Genomic DNA, 14,135 nt, shown 5'->3' with positions numbered 1-14,135 from the left:
TTTACATTTTTTATTTGGTGTTTTTCAGTGGTTTCGAACCGTCCCCTGTTCTAACTCCTAGTGTTGACCAATTCGATAACCCATACGGCCGCTCTCCTTATGCATAGGTTGAAAGAACCATCTGATAGATGTCCTCTATAACCCGAAGTCCTCCTGTAAATCCTGCGTAATTAGTTGTCATGATTAACCGGTAAGGAGAAGGTACAGCAGCTGAAAGAAAATCATAGCCCTTTTCCTTTGCAAGTTCCTTATCCCATCCCGAACCTATTATAAGTCCCCTGCCGTTATGACGGATTTTTCGGAGAATTTCCTGTGCCTTTCCCGCATCGGGTTCAAAATAAAGCGGAATTTCCCGTTTATTGCTGGTGCTTTTCAAATCGGCCCGAATGGCTTCATGAAATTCTTCCGGTGTAGCATCTGTAACAAATTGTTCCTTTGGTACAATTCCCACCTCGTGCAGTAAAAACTTAGACAGTGCAACGACATATCCAGCGTCATGTAGAATATGAACATGGTTGGGAAGACCGTAACGAAACTCCAAAAGGAAGGTAGCAAGGTTATCAATTTCTTCATAGTAAGCATAGGACTCATGCCGGATAAACTCCTGGGCTGCTGCCTTGTCAATATCGGCTCCTTGCTCAATGGCAAAATCCACAACCTGATTAAGGAACGCCTCCGTTTGATTGGCTCCAATAGGAATGTGATGAAACCATATATATTCCTGCCCGTATTTGGATTTGAGGTGGTCAGCAATGGGTTTGCCGTACCATGGTGAAACCAAAATATTGAAAAGTGCTGTCGGCATTGACTGCCACTCTTTTACCCCACCCGACTGCGGTCCGAATAAAACATTGGCTTTAAGACCAATACCGGCAAGCAGACGCTTGTATTCCGCCAGATTACCCTTCCAGAACGGATCCTGATACGGGATGGAAGCTATAAGGTTCACCGTGTTTTTCTGCGACTTTGGCTTATTTTTCTCTTCAAACAGGCTTACATACTGATCGATAATGGCATTAACCACAAGGCTGTGAGCTTCAAAATTGGTGGCTTTAAATCCTTCGGTTTCCACGGATACAATAGGCTTTCCCTTCTGGGCGAATTCAGAAACCAGACTTTTAACATCGTCTCCGACAATACCGGCGGTGCAGCCGGTCAATACCACCTGTAAATCCGTATCCAATACTTTGTAGGTGTTTTCTATAATATCCCTTAGCCTGTTGATTCCGCCAAACACAACTTCTTTTTCGCTAAAATTTGTGCAGGGAGAAGTGGATCCACCGGCGTATCCCGTTGACCGTTCAAAAAATCCGGCAATCATCTCGCCGCAGCCGGGACCGGAATGAAGAATCGGCACGGCCCGCGGAATGGCTACCACTGTTTGTAGAGCACCGATTGCACAGGTAAAACGTTCTTGTTCAATCATTCCTGATCTACTCATTTACCGGCACCTCCTTCCAGGAAATAATACGGCGGTTGCTCAAGCCACCATTTGGTGTAAGGATTAATGGCATGTTTTTCGAGATTCTTCACAAATTCATCGTTTTCTATAACTTCTAAAATTCGCTCGCCATAATTGACCAGACCTTCATAACCCATGGAGTAATGTTCATCGCCAATCAGCAGTGATGGAATACCCAGTTTTGCTCCCCAGAGTGTCATGCCGCCATGCCGGGCCAGCAATACATCGGGACGGATACGGTTTAAGGCATTGACCAGTTCAAATTCCTGCTTGTTGCAAACATTGTAGTTAAAAACATTTCCATAATCAGCTACACGCTGTGCCAGTTGGTCGTTTTCCTGACGACCGCTGTCATAGATGGGGTCGTGATGGAAAATCGCTGCACCGACCGCTTTCATGCCAAGTTCTCCCAATACATCCAGCAATGCATGACCATGGGCTGCACCCGCTGTTACATAAGCTGTTTTTCCGGCCAGTTTTTCCCGAAGGGCTTCGATTTTGGGCAAATACTCTTTCCTTTTTTCTGCAATAATTTTTTCAGCAATTTCTTCTTTGCCAAGGACCTTTCCCAACGCCCGGAACCATCTATCCGTCTGTGCAATACCATAGGGCGGTGCGGCAGGAATTTCAGGAACACCAAAATCCTGTTCCAGCACTGCTCCCAGGTAGCTGCCCAGCGTGGAACAAGCCTGGACAGTGGCAACAGCCTCACTGGCATATTTTAATCCGTTTACTGTAGAAAAAGGGGTTATGTAATTGGGTTTTGCTCCAAAGGGAGCAAACCATTCGGAAAACACATCGCTGCCCCAGAAATTGATTACATTAATCATGTCATTCCGACGCTTCCGGGGTTTTTGAATCAATTTACGTGCAATGCCGTGATAAGCTGCGTCAAAACCTGTAGTCCATACTTTGGAACGAAAACCTTCGCAAAAGATGGCTACTACCGGTATTCCCAACTCTTCCTCGGCTTCGTTGCAAACGCTCTCCACATCATCGCCGATAATTCCGGCAGCACATGTGGTCAATACAAAAATAGCGTTGGCCTTAGTTCGTTCATATACCTCACGAATGGTATCGGCAAGCTTTATATTTCCTCCGTAAACAGTATCCTTTTCTTTTAGATTGGTGGAAAAGATACGGCGTGGTGTGGGGCGTTCAATACCGCGCAAAGGATAATTCACTCGATAGGTAAAGGCGAATTCATGCAAACAGGAAGCACAGCCCACCGGTCCATGGCTGATGACAGCTCCATCCTGAATTAACACAGTCATACAAGCCGCTTTTGAGGTAGCACAGCCCAGACATTGACTGAAGGAACGTTCTTTATCCTTCAAGCCGAATTCGCGGGCTTCTACCAGTTCCTTAGCATCTCCTTGATAACCTGTTATTGAGTTAATTCGAATTTCCCTTATCTGTACTTCCGGAAGGGATAAATTTATTTTTGACATTTGTCATCACTCCGTTTGCTAAAGATTCCAAACTTTTTGCATTCATTCGATATGTACGCCGGTCTAAAAGGGGAACTGCACCCAGCTTATTATAAAACTTTGAGCCGCTTTTATTGTTCTCAAGTACATACCAATCAAGACGTTTCGCACCCATTTGTAAAGCTTTCTTTGCAAGCTGTTTCATAAGTGCTTTACCAATACCTTTACCTCGGTATTCTTCTTTCACAAACAGGTCTTCTAAAAAGAGGTTTTGTCGTCCGGAGAAGGTCGAATATACGGGATAAAACAGTGCAAAGGCTGCAGGATTACCGTCAACTTCGGCTATTAAAACATTTGCCTGTCTTTTTTGAAAAAGGGATTCCCGAAGCTCTGCTTCAGTCGTTGTAACCTCTTTTTCCATTCCCTCAAATTCTGCAAGTTCTTTAATGAACGAAAGCACCAACGCACTGTCAGATATATTCGCTTCTCTAATATGTAAGTCCATAACAACCATCTCTTTTCATATAAATCATATATGTTTGCTATGTTAAAAAATATTACACTTATCTATATTCAATGTCAAGTGTTTTTTAATAAACTTATATGAATACTATGTATTAATTGAAATGGATTATTAGGTAAGCATCAGATCCTGTTTTTACGAAAGGATCGGGATATAAATGATGGTCTATTGACAATACAAATTTTTCTCTTTATCATAATTACATACTATTTATATATGAAATGAGTGATAAGGATGAGAATATCGGCAAAAGGACGATATGCCCTGGCAGCAGTTATCAGTATGGCACAGCAATATAACAGCGGAGAATATATTACGGTGATTAGCATTTCTGAAAAACTGGGAATATCTAAAATTTATCTGGAGCAGGTATTTTCCTTATTGAAAAAAGCAAAAATTGTTAATTCTACTAAAGGTACTCAGGGCGGCTATCAGTTAGCAAGAACACCAAGCCAAATAACCGTACTGGATGTATTAATGTCCGTCGAAGTATCATTATTTGAGCAAGCACAGGAAACAGTTTCAGATAAAGCCCCTGATATCGAACAAGCCCTCCGGTTGTCGGTTTTTAATGTTTTGGATAAAAACGTCAGACAAACTCTCAGTACAATTACGATTGCAGACTTGGTTATAGAAGCAGAAAATTATAAGAACTATAATACTTTGATGTTCTACATTTGATAAGAACAATTTTTTGGCTAATTCAACAAAAATTTGTGAATTGGCCAAATTTTTTATTGACTTTTTTACCCTTAATTCATATAATTTATATATGATTAATAACATATCATTTATATATGAATAATATGTTTTTGGTCTGGGGTATTTTGAAAGAAAGGATGCACAATATGAAAAATACAATTTGCCTTAAGCTAAATAATGATATGAACTGTAGTATGAGTATGGGGGTTATTTGTATGCCCATATTTCCTACTGGTGGATAAATCTATCCTTCTGCGCTTTTCTGCAGTCGGGATTGGAGTTATCCCGGCTGCTTTTCTGTTATTTGGGGTAGACAGAGAATTTAGCAGTTTCATCAAAAACATCATTTAATAACTTGATATGATGTTTTTATAATTTCAGCAGAAAGGAGAGGCACAGAAGTCAGAAGTGATGCTGTGCGAAATGGGTGTTATGGATGATTATATTCAGATTTCAGGCCTACATAAAACCTTCCGCACACGTAACGGCCCGCTTCAAGTACTCAAGGGAGTTAATTTAACGGTGCGGAAGGGTGAGATATTTGGGATTATAGGATTCAGCGGGGCAGGAAAATCCACACTTGCCCGATGCATCAACAGACTTGAAACGCCGGATTCAGGCAGTATCAAAGTGGGAGGTGTTGAAATACTCAGCCTTTCAAAAAAGCAATTGCTGCAAGAGAGAAAAAAGATTGGCATGATTTTTCAAACCTTTAATCTGTTCGAAGCCAAAACCGTTTATCATAACATATCCTACCCGCTGGAAATAAGCAAAATCCCGAAAGCGGAAATTCGCCGCAGAGTCTTTGAAACAGCCGAGCTTGTTGGTTTATCCGATAAGCTGAATGCTTACCCGGGAGGATTATCCGGAGGTCAGAAGCAACGTGTAGGAATTGCCCGGGCGTTAGTTAACCGTCCGAATCTCTTGCTAAGCGATGAGGCAACCTCTGCTCTTGACCCTCAGACCACTTTACAAATTCTGGATTTACTTAAAGAAATTAATCGAGCTACCGGTATTACCATTTTAATGATTACCCATGAACTGGATGCCATTCGATATACCTGTGATCGGATGGCCGTTCTTGAAGACGGTAAAATCATTGAAGTGGGATCCGTTCGGGAAATTTTTAATAACCCGCTTAGCCGTACGGGAGCTCTGTTTACTAAGGTATTTACTGAATTTCAGCGGGTTACGGAGTTTGATAACGGTTGCGGTATTTAATAATTTCAAAATTATAAATCATTGTAAAGGAGTGATGGTATGAGTTTACTGGATACTCCAATCTGGGAGGTGATAAAAGGTTCTTTTGCACCGGAGATATGGGTACGGCTGGTGCCTGCTATTGGAGAAACACTATATATGACGCTAGTGTCTTCTATCATAATGCTGGTGTTCGGCCTTCTGCTCGGCATTCTGTTGACGGTAACCAATCCGGACGGTTTGGTACCCATGAGAATTTTATATACCGGGTCGGGCTGGCTGATTAACGCACTGCGTTCCCTACCCCAAATGGTCATGATCATTCTGATGATTCCGGTGGCACGGCTTTTTTTCGGGAAATCTTACGGCACCAATGCTTGTATCATATCCATTGCTGCCAGTTGTATCCCCATGTATGCAAGAATTGTCGAAAGCAGTTTGCTTGAGATTTCAAAAGGAAAAATTGAGGCTGCAAAGTCTATAGGCAGCACTAATTTTCAAATAATTTTTCGCATATTAATTCCTGAAACTTTACCTTCCTTAATCCGTGGGTTTACAGTGGCTGTCATTGCCGTAATTTCCATGACCGCACTTGCGGGTATGTTTGGAGCCGGAGGCATCGGAGATATAGCAGTAAGATTTGGTTACCAGCGTTTTCAGCATGATGTTTTGTTTGCATCCGTCTATGTTCTGATTGCCCTTGTCCAACTGGTTCAGTGGATTGGAAACTTTACATCCAAGCAAATCCTGAAAAAGAGAAATTTAATTTAATTAAAATGGAGGAGATTGAAAATGAAAAAACAAAACGTGATCCTTATTATCCTTACATTTATATTATCATTGAGCTTTCTTACAGGATGCGGCAGAGAAGGGGATTTGAAAACTTCAAATGTTTCTTCAGATACTCCGACTTCTAACAGCAATATAAATCCATCTCCCTCTGGGGAATCGGTAACCATTAAGGGTATCGCCGATTTGGTTCCCCACTCCGAGCTCATTGAATATGTGGCTCCCAAGCTGAAAGAACAAGGTATTATTGTAGAGTTGGTTGCAACAGCTGCCGATAACACTACCAACGAAAAACTTGCAAAAGGAGAAATTGATTTTAACTTTTTTCAGCATGAACCTTATTTACAGGAGTGGAACAAAATAAACGGATATAACCTTGTGAATGCGGGAGATATCCATGTAGAACCCATTACTGCATATTCCGACAAATACAGTTCTAAAGAAGACATACCGGATAATGCAGTTGTAGCAATTCCTAATGATGGTACCAATGAATACCGAGCCTTGCGCATTCTTGAGGAAAACGGGTTTATCAAGCTTAATCCCGAAACTGCAAACTCTCTTAGTGCTTCGGTATCAGATATTGCGGAATATCTGCGCCCTATAAAGATTATTGAACTTGACTCGGCACAGATCATTCCTACAAAAGACGACTATGATTTCTTTATCACCAACACCAATAAGGCCTTAGAAGCAAAGATTACTTCCGCAAGGCTCTTCAGCGAAGGAAGCGATAGTCCTTATGCCAATATCATTGCCGTTCGGGAAGAAGACTTGAACAATCCTGCCATTGTCGCTTTGGTGAAAGCTCTGCAGTCGGAAGATGTCAGAAAGTACATAACGGATACTTATAACGGTGCAGTTATTCCTGCAAAACTGGACAATTAGCCGTTTATTTCCGGGAAGTCACAAAATATATTATTGGATTTCCCGGAAAGTATATATTTTATTACAATGTATTTGTTCGTTAAGCTTCGGTAAAAATTAAAAATCAACATACCTGAATTGAATTCATATAATTCATAAAGTATCGAAGAACTGCATCAATTTAAAATCCCTATGGTTGATGGTGGACCGCAAAATGGACATGTTACTTCTTTGAGGTTGGAAGCTACTGTTATATAGCATTTGCCACCATTTATTTCATAACTGATAAAGTCTAAGTTTGAAGCTAATTGTTTCATAAACTTATCCATGGGATAATCTCTTTTCTTTTGCTTAATTCCTATTTATATTATCATGTTTTTTCATTTGTTTTAACTAACTTAAGAAAGAATAGAAGAATCAGTTACTATAGAAATACAAAAAATTGACAAAAAATTAATATTCGATTGCGCTTTAAAATATAAAGTACTTTATAGTTATATTTTACTTTATAATATAATGTGAGAGGTGTATTTTATGGATTAGAAAACATTGCAAGAGGCAATGGAAGACATATCTATAATAAAAGGGGTGATAGAACATACAAGCAAGTCCTTTACCGCATTCAGTAAAATATTCATTTATTGGGGAATGCTCTTTGCTGTTCACAGCATATTAATGCTAATTGAGTTTTCAAACAGAAATGCAAATTGTGGTGTAATAAGTATTTTTCCATTACTTAACTATATTTTTCCCATATATGCATTGATTGCTGCTCTTATTTATTGGGGTGTATCAAGAAGGGTTGAAAAGCATCTGATGAAAGTATGGGTATTAATATTGATTATGAATGTTTTACCGCCTAAAATTATAGCCACTTCTGAATCAGGATTTGCAGAAATGACAAGTTTTATAGTGGATATTGATATATTTTCAACGGTTTTTTTCAGTTTGGCTGTTACTCTGATTACAACTGCTCTTTTTACCGGATATAAACATCTTAGAAATCTTGGAATAATATATATAGGTATAAGCGTTATATATACATTTTTTAATTTTTCAATGTTTACTGGGTCGACTTTGCATCATCTTCTGTATTCAGTATCTTTGCCTTTTACATTTTTATATGTGGGTTTCTTCTTGAAGAGCCGCAAAATGAGGAGGAATTAATTTGAATATTAATTCAATTCCTGACATATTCCAATCAAAACTTAGAATAGCTATTATAGCTAGCTTAATGACAGGAGAAAAAACGTTTACTGAATTAAAGGAAATAACCGGTGCAACTGACGGGAATTTAAGCATTCATCTTTCGAAAATGGAGGAAAACGGATATATAGAAGTATACAAAGATTTCTTCAACAAAAAGCCTCGAACCAGATACAATTTAACGGCAAAAGGCAAAGATGAGTTTATTAACTATGTAAATACCCTGGAAAATATATTAAAGCAATATGGCGATAAAACTGAAAAGTAAATAAGGTTCATATTAATTAGAATATTTACATTGCCATGTTAACAGGAGACAGTTCGAGTTATAGTCTTAAGTAGTAGTGTAAAATTGATGACTTAAAATTACTGGAAAATATTGTCCCTTGAAAATAAAGCCACGATATGGTTTTCTACTATGTTAGCCAAACAAAAGTAGAGGAGGTCATATCATGGCTACAAAAGATATAATGCCACTAATCGAAGAAATTTTCAAGTATTATGGACATGTAAAAGATGGAGATTTCATGAGAGATCTGATGGCTTTAATACTAAATAAGTTGATGGAAGCTGAAGTGACTGCAAAAATTGGTGCAGATAAGTATGAACGTACAGAAGAAAGAAATAATCAAAGGAATGGTGTCAGAATCAGACCATATAATACCCGTCTTGGTACCATTGATTTAAAAATACCTAAACTTCGTGAGGGAACCTATTTCCCAAGTTTTCTAGAGCCTAGGCGTATGTGGGAAAAAGCACTTGTTAATGTTGTTCAGGAAGCATATGTCCATGGTATAAGCACCCGAAAAGTGGATGAATTAGTTCAGGCACTTGGTATGGAAGGTATTGATAAAAGTAAAGTATCACGCATAAGCCAAGAACTTGATGAATATGTTACTCAATTTGTAAACCGTAAATTAACAATTAAATATCCATATTTGTGGTTGGATGCAACATTTCCAAAAGTACGGGAAGGTGGACATGTAGAAAACATGGCATTGGTTGTAGCAGTAGGTGTTAATGAAAATGGTGAACGTGAGATTTTGGGTTTTGATGTTGGACTTACAGAAAGCGGGCCATTCTGGACAGAGTTTTTACGCCGACTTGTAAATCGTGGATTACATGGAGTCCAACTTGTTATTAGTGATTCTCACGAAGGGTTAAAAAAGGCGATTTCAGAAGTTTTAGGAGGTTGTTCGTGGCAAAGGTGTCGAGTGCATTTTATGAGGAATGTATTAAGTCAGGTGCCACGGAAACAGCAAGGTATGGTATCAGCAATAGTAAGAACAGTATTTGCAGCACCGGACCAGAAAACAGCTAAGAATCAATTATATACAGTTGTAGAACAGTTAAAGGGAAGATTTCCGAAAGCAATGGAAGTCTTGGAAAATGGATGTGAGAATGTGTTGCAGTATATGGAGTTTCCGCGAGAACATTGGGCACAGCTACATTCCACGAATCCATTAGAAAGACTAAACAGGGAAATACGGCGAAGAACTGACGTGGTAAGTATATTTCCAAATCGTGAATCAGTAATAAGATTGGTTGGATCAATATTAATAGAGCAGCACGAGGAATGGCAAATTGGTCGAAGGTACTTTAGTAAAGAATCAATGAATAAGTTGGTAAAGCCTGCAATTGGGACATATAGTTTGGCCCCAGAGGCATTATTGCACAAATAAAGTTAGCTTGCTTTTTTAGCTGAATCCCGAGGCTATTTTTACTACACTTAAATGGCCTTAGGCAGTGTCCGCCATGCTACACTGGAAAATTGCGGAGGATGAGGTAAATGTAACTTGCTTCTTCCCCTCATCCCTCGGCACAATAAAGAGAGCATGGCGGAATGTGGTTGTCAAGGAAAAGCCCGGTTTGGGCCCTTGACAACCACATTAGCGGAAATTAAAGAAACATAGTAGAAAACAATTTACACCACTTGACAAGACACTATCAACCCAGTTCGAAATGCAGAAAAAGTTTTATTTTTGAAAAATTCGCACAATTTTATGCAGGTTTTCAGGTTTATTTTCTAAAGTAAAGCTACTTTATAAGTGGTTTGAGGGAGTAAAGCAGGCAATGGAACACTTTGCATCAACGTTATAAAAAAGCATTATGGGCGGATGTATTATAAGAATAATACTTCCGCTTTTATATTTCAGTACATCAAATTTTTATTAATTCTAATTCTGCATATGAAGTAAAACAGATATTTGCAGAATTTTTATTCATTCTTTTTTAGCATATTCACATACTTGATATTTATAAAATCTGTCAGTATTGCTTCATCCTGAAAAAATGCTGTATTATTTTGCTCCCTGCAATAATGCTTGCCCATATCAAAGCTTCCTTGTAAATTTAATTTCTCTATAAATAATAAATAGAGCTTTTGAATATTTATTGTAAATAGATAAAGGTTTTGTTAAGTAAAAAACTATAATGACTTCCATAAATTTAAAAAAGTGATTGACAGAAACATTTTTGTGGTATAGTATAGTAATCATATAAGAATAGTATGGATTATAAAGATAGGAATGGTATGTGAGTACTGAAATTACAAGATGCCGGTTTTTGCATCCGATGGACAGATTGAAACAGCAGAATTGACTTCTGCCTCTGAGTAAAGGTAGGAGTTTTTTATGGAGAGACAATAGCTTGGGATTTTGTAAAGATAATAAGCATGATTGAGGTGACAAACCAATGAATCTTAACTGGCAATTTATAATAGATAGCTTACCGCTTTACCTCAAAGCTGCATGGACGACATTAAAGCTTGGATTTTGGGGTATATTGATTTCTTCAATAATTGGCTTTGTATGCAGTATAGTTTTGTACTTTAAGGTTAAAGTGTTAAAGACCGTTATTCAAGTTTATATAGAGCTGTCACGCAATACTCCGCTGTTGATACAATTATTTTTTTTATACTTTGGTCTTACCAAACTGGGAGTAGCCTTAAGCGAGACTGCTTGTGCCATCATTGGTCTGTCTTTCTTGGGGGGAAGCTATATGGCAGAGGCTTTCAGGAGCGGTTTGGAGGCTGTAAGCAAAACACAGATTGAATCAGGATTAAGCATAGGTCTTTCCAAAACCCAGCTTGTGAGGTATGTGGTTCTTCCCCAGGCCTTTTCAGTGAGTGTGCCTTCGATAGGTGCAAATTGTATTTTTTTACTGAAAGAAACCTCTATTGTGGGAGCAATTGCAGTGGTTGACCTTATGAATGTAACAAAGGATTTAATAGGCATTTACTATCAAACCTTTGAAGCCTTGTTTATGCTGGTGGTTTCATATTTGATCATGATTTTGCCGCTATCATTGCTTCTGACATGGCTGGAAAGGAAGGTGCGGTATGCAGAGTTTGGGAATTAGTGTTCTTTTTAAGGGAATGAATATGCAGCGTCTGTTTCAAGGATTGATGGTGACAGTAAGGATTGCGTTCATCTCAATTATTTTCGGTTCGCTGCTGGGTATAGTTTTAGGTGTAATCTGGACTTCGAAGTCAAAATGGATACGGTCGGCTTGTCGATTATATTTAGAATTGTTCAGAATAATACCCATTCTTGTTTGGTTGTTTATTATGTATTTTGGTGTTACCACTGCTTTGAATATAGATTTAAGCGGTGAAACTGTTTCTGTTATTGTATTCACCCTTTGGGGTGCTGCCGAGATGGGAGACATCGTAAGAGGTGCATTGGAATCATTGCCAAAGCATCAGATTGAATCAGGAAAAGCTTTAGGATTTAGCTTTTGGGACCTTTACCGATATATTCTCATACCTCAGGCTGTAAGGAGAATGCTTCCAGGTTCAATAAATTTAGCTACAAGAATGATAAAGACTACCTCATTAGTAGTTTTAATAGGGGTTATAGATGTTACAAAGGTAGGACAGCAGATAATAGAGCTTTCCCGATTAGAAGTACCTACAGCGTCTTTTTGGGTATATGGTTTTGTATTTATATTGTACTTTATAATTTGTTATCCTCTTTCAAGGTTATCCAGGGTACTGGAAAACAAATGGAATGGTTAGGGGTGTCAATCGTGGATAGGAAAACTGATGAAGTATTACTGGAAATAAAGGGCTTGTATAAGAAATATGATGAAACAACGGTCCTGGAGGACATTAATTTAAGCATAAAGAAGGGCGAAATTGTTGTTGTTTTAGGGCCTTCAGGCTGTGGAAAAAGCACTCTTTTAAGGTGTCTCAATGGCCTGGAAAAAATACAGAAAGGTGATATAAGATTCCACAACAAAAGCATTGTCAATAATGATGTAAACTGGCAGGAAATCCGCCAGCGTATAGGCATGGTATTTCAAAACTATGAATTGTTCCCGCACATGACAGTTATTGAAAATATAATCTTAGGCCCTATAAAAGTGCAAAAAAGAAAGAAAAGCGAGGTGATGGAACAGGCAAGGCAGCTATTGGACAGGGTAGGTTTACTGGACCGACAGAATTCATACCCCCGTCAGCTTTCCGGAGGGCAGAAGCAGAGGATAGCAATAGTAAGGGCTTTATGTATGAATCCTGAAATAATGTTATTTGATGAGGTTACAGCATCTCTTGATCCTGAAATGGTAAGAGAGGTTTTGGATGTAATATTGGGACTTGCAAAACAGGGTATGACAATGGTTATTGTAACTCATGAGATGTCCTTTGCTCGAGCTGTTGCCGACAAGATAGTGTTCATTGATAAAGGCAGGATCTGCGAAATATCAGAACCTCAAGAGTTTTTTGAAAAACCGAAGACTGGACGTGCTCAGCAATTTTTAAATATATTTCAATATTAAAAATAAACATAGAAAGGAATGGTTAGAATGATAAAAATCAAAAGAGTTGTTCAATTGTTTCTGATTGCAGTATTAGCAATAGGGCTTCTTGCAGGCTGCAGCAGCAAAAGCGAGGATACAAGTGCGCCGGAAGCTAAGGGTTCTATAGCTGAAATTAAAAAGCGGGGTAAAATTAGAATTGGTGTGTTCAGTGATAAAAATCCCTTCGGTTATGTTGATGAAAATGGCGAAAATCAGGGCTTCGATGTGTATATTGCCAGAAGATTTGCGAAAGATCTTTTAGGAGACGAATCCAAGGTTGAATTTGTTTTGGTGGATGCAGCAAGCAGAGTGGCTTTCCTGGAATCAAATAAGGTTGATATAATAATGGCTAATTTTACAGTTACAGAGGAAAGAAAGCAAAAGGTAGATTTTGCTAATCCATATATGAAGGTTTACCTTGGAATAGTTTCTCCGGAGAGTGCTCCCATTACCTCGGTTGAACAGTTGAGAGGTAAAAAAGCTATTGTTGCCAAAGGAACAACTGCTGAAACTTATTTGACCAAAAATTATCCCGATATTGAACAATTAAAGTTTGAACAGTATACCGAAATATTTGAAGCATTAAAGGATGGACGCGGTGATGCCATAGTTAACGATAATACAGAAGTGATTGCATGGGCGAAACAGAATCCCGGATTTGTAGTTGGTGTACCTTCATTGGGCGGACAGGATACAATAGCACCCGCTGTTAAGAAGGGGAATAAGGAACTCCTCGATTGGATTAACAATGAACTTGCAGCTCTTGGTGAGGAAAAGTTTATTAGTAAGGCATATGATGAAACACTTGCGCACATATACGGAGAAGAGTTCAAAGATAATATTGTAATTGAAGGAGGAAAATTGGAGTAGTTTTAAAAAATTATAATTGCATGCAAATACTGTGTGAATGCACAGCGTCTCAACGATATGCTTTCGTTGAGGTGAAAGGGCAGACTTTAAAATTCCGATTGCGGAAAATCGGAATTTTAAGTCTGGAAATAACGTGATGATAGGATTTATAAGTAAAAGCATATAAAAACTACTCCATAATCCGAAAAGAGGCACTATATAAAAAGTGGCCTCTTTTTTACACTTCTGTCCTTATATCTCCTATGATGCAAATATTATAGGTCTTGAACAAATTATATCTGTTCAT

General features: G+C 38.6%; 15 protein-coding genes. 11 read left to right on the top strand and 4 right to left on the bottom strand.

Annotated features, from left to right (window positions below; genetic code table 11):
• Positions 1–97 precede the first annotated feature (97 nt).
• The 3 genes from CLOCL_RS18525 to CLOCL_RS18515 are packed head-to-tail and all read right to left on the bottom strand — an operon-like array spanning position 98 to position 3,397.
• The gene (locus CLOCL_RS18525) at positions 98–1,441 is read right to left on the bottom strand and encodes a nitrogenase component 1 (protein ID WP_014256748.1); all 1,344 of its coding nucleotides are present in this window, start codon (positions 1,439–1,441) and stop codon (positions 98–100) included.
• Entirely contained in the window at positions 1,438–2,913 is a 1,476-nt protein-coding gene (locus CLOCL_RS18520) for a nitrogenase component 1 (protein WP_014256747.1), read from the bottom strand. The genes CLOCL_RS18525 and CLOCL_RS18520 overlap by 4 nt, the downstream gene beginning before the upstream one ends.
• A complete protein-coding gene (locus CLOCL_RS18515; RefSeq protein ID WP_014256746.1) occupies positions 2,858–3,397 on the bottom strand; it encodes a GNAT family N-acetyltransferase in 540 nt (179 codons plus the stop codon). The genes CLOCL_RS18520 and CLOCL_RS18515 overlap by 56 nt, the downstream gene beginning before the upstream one ends.
• A 252-nt stretch (positions 3,398–3,649) precedes the next feature.
• Between CLOCL_RS18515 and CLOCL_RS18510 the strand changes: the two genes are divergently transcribed.
• The 4 genes from CLOCL_RS18510 (at position 3,650) to CLOCL_RS18495 (ending at position 6,994) form a co-directional block, all read left to right on the top strand.
• Complete coding sequence (locus CLOCL_RS18510) at positions 3,650–4,096, top strand: RrF2 family transcriptional regulator (protein ID WP_014256745.1); 447 nt, start codon at positions 3,650–3,652, stop codon at positions 4,094–4,096.
• A 453-nt stretch (positions 4,097–4,549) separates the two neighbouring features.
• Positions 4,550–5,338, top strand: coding sequence for a methionine ABC transporter ATP-binding protein (locus tag CLOCL_RS18505; protein ID WP_174269790.1), 789 nt, complete (start codon positions 4,550–4,552; stop codon positions 5,336–5,338).
• A 39-nt stretch (positions 5,339–5,377) separates the two neighbouring features.
• Positions 5,378–6,088: a methionine ABC transporter permease gene (locus CLOCL_RS18500; protein ID WP_014256743.1), complete on the top strand. Its 711-nt coding sequence runs from the start codon at positions 5,378–5,380 to the stop codon at positions 6,086–6,088.
• A gap of 21 nt (positions 6,089–6,109) precedes the next feature.
• The gene (locus CLOCL_RS18495; RefSeq protein ID WP_014256742.1) at positions 6,110–6,994 is read left to right on the top strand and encodes a MetQ/NlpA family ABC transporter substrate-binding protein; all 885 of its coding nucleotides are present in this window, start codon (positions 6,110–6,112) and stop codon (positions 6,992–6,994) included.
• 155 nt (positions 6,995–7,149) lie between these two features.
• Here CLOCL_RS18495 and CLOCL_RS22690 read toward each other — a convergent pair whose 3' ends face one another.
• Positions 7,150–7,302 carry a hypothetical protein gene (locus CLOCL_RS22690; RefSeq protein ID WP_014256741.1) on the bottom strand — a complete coding sequence of 51 codons (153 nt, stop codon included), beginning with the start codon at positions 7,300–7,302 and terminating at the stop codon, positions 7,150–7,152.
• 232 nt (positions 7,303–7,534) lie between these two features.
• Here CLOCL_RS22690 and CLOCL_RS18490 point away from each other — a divergent pair, with 232 nt between their 5' ends.
• From CLOCL_RS18490 to CLOCL_RS18460, 7 genes are all read left to right on the top strand, one after another.
• Positions 7,535–8,140 (top strand): hypothetical protein, encoded by a 606-nt coding sequence (locus tag CLOCL_RS18490; protein ID WP_014256740.1) that lies wholly within the window; start codon positions 7,535–7,537, stop codon positions 8,138–8,140.
• A 1-nt stretch (position 8,141) separates the two neighbouring features.
• On the top strand, positions 8,142–8,447 hold the full coding sequence (locus CLOCL_RS18485) for a winged helix-turn-helix domain-containing protein (protein WP_014256739.1): 306 nt from the start codon (positions 8,142–8,144) through the stop codon (positions 8,445–8,447).
• A 184-nt stretch (positions 8,448–8,631) separates the two neighbouring features.
• Positions 8,632–9,861 carry an IS256 family transposase gene (locus tag CLOCL_RS18480; RefSeq protein WP_014253808.1) on the top strand — a complete coding sequence of 410 codons (1,230 nt, stop codon included), beginning with the start codon at positions 8,632–8,634 and terminating at the stop codon, positions 9,859–9,861.
• Between the two features lie 1,012 nt (positions 9,862–10,873).
• Positions 10,874–11,539: an amino acid ABC transporter permease gene (locus CLOCL_RS18475; protein ID WP_014256737.1), complete on the top strand. Its 666-nt coding sequence runs from the start codon at positions 10,874–10,876 to the stop codon at positions 11,537–11,539.
• On the top strand, positions 11,520–12,197 hold the full coding sequence (locus CLOCL_RS18470) for an amino acid ABC transporter permease (RefSeq protein ID WP_014256736.1): 678 nt from the start codon (positions 11,520–11,522) through the stop codon (positions 12,195–12,197). The genes CLOCL_RS18475 and CLOCL_RS18470 overlap by 20 nt, the downstream gene beginning before the upstream one ends.
• On the top strand, positions 12,185–12,958 hold the full coding sequence (locus tag CLOCL_RS18465; protein WP_014256735.1) for an amino acid ABC transporter ATP-binding protein: 774 nt from the start codon (positions 12,185–12,187) through the stop codon (positions 12,956–12,958). Before CLOCL_RS18470 ends, CLOCL_RS18465 begins: the two co-directional genes overlap by 13 nt.
• A gap of 27 nt (positions 12,959–12,985) precedes the next feature.
• A complete protein-coding gene (locus CLOCL_RS18460; protein ID WP_014256734.1) occupies positions 12,986–13,849 on the top strand; it encodes a cysteine ABC transporter substrate-binding protein in 864 nt (287 codons plus the stop codon).
• The last annotated feature ends 286 nt before the right edge of the window (positions 13,850–14,135 follow it).

The organism is Acetivibrio clariflavus DSM 19732 (assembly GCF_000237085.1).
Classification (GTDB): domain Bacteria; phylum Bacillota; class Clostridia; order Acetivibrionales; family Acetivibrionaceae; genus Acetivibrio; species Acetivibrio clariflavus.
This window is presented reverse-complemented; position numbering and strand designations above follow the sequence as displayed.

Bases quoted from the DNA above. Each gene is read 5' to 3' on its own strand.
- CLOCL_RS18525 (WP_014256748.1), bottom strand. From the start codon at position 1,441: ATGAGTAGATCAGGAATGATTGAACAAGAACGTTTTACCTGTGCAATC.
- CLOCL_RS18520 (WP_014256747.1), bottom strand. From the start codon at position 2,913: ATGTCAAAAATAAATTTATCCCTTCCGGAAGTACAGATAAGGGAAATT.
- CLOCL_RS18515 (WP_014256746.1), bottom strand. From the start codon at position 3,397: ATGGACTTACATATTAGAGAAGCGAATATATCTGACAGTGCGTTGGTG.
- CLOCL_RS18510 (WP_014256745.1), top strand. From the start codon at position 3,650: ATGAGAATATCGGCAAAAGGACGATATGCCCTGGCAGCAGTTATCAGT.
- CLOCL_RS18505 (WP_174269790.1), top strand. From the start codon at position 4,550: ATGGATGATTATATTCAGATTTCAGGCCTACATAAAACCTTCCGCACA.
- CLOCL_RS18500 (WP_014256743.1), top strand. From the start codon at position 5,378: ATGAGTTTACTGGATACTCCAATCTGGGAGGTGATAAAAGGTTCTTTT.
- CLOCL_RS18495 (WP_014256742.1), top strand. From the start codon at position 6,110: ATGAAAAAACAAAACGTGATCCTTATTATCCTTACATTTATATTATCA.
- CLOCL_RS22690 (WP_014256741.1), bottom strand. From the start codon at position 7,302: ATGGATAAGTTTATGAAACAATTAGCTTCAAACTTAGACTTTATCAGT.
- CLOCL_RS18490 (WP_014256740.1), top strand. From the start codon at position 7,535: ATGGAAGACATATCTATAATAAAAGGGGTGATAGAACATACAAGCAAG.
- CLOCL_RS18480 (WP_014253808.1), top strand. From the start codon at position 8,632: ATGGCTACAAAAGATATAATGCCACTAATCGAAGAAATTTTCAAGTAT.
- CLOCL_RS18475 (WP_014256737.1), top strand. From the start codon at position 10,874: ATGAATCTTAACTGGCAATTTATAATAGATAGCTTACCGCTTTACCTC.
- CLOCL_RS18470 (WP_014256736.1), top strand. From the start codon at position 11,520: ATGCAGAGTTTGGGAATTAGTGTTCTTTTTAAGGGAATGAATATGCAG.
- CLOCL_RS18465 (WP_014256735.1), top strand. From the start codon at position 12,185: ATGGAATGGTTAGGGGTGTCAATCGTGGATAGGAAAACTGATGAAGTA.
- CLOCL_RS18460 (WP_014256734.1), top strand. From the start codon at position 12,986: ATGATAAAAATCAAAAGAGTTGTTCAATTGTTTCTGATTGCAGTATTA.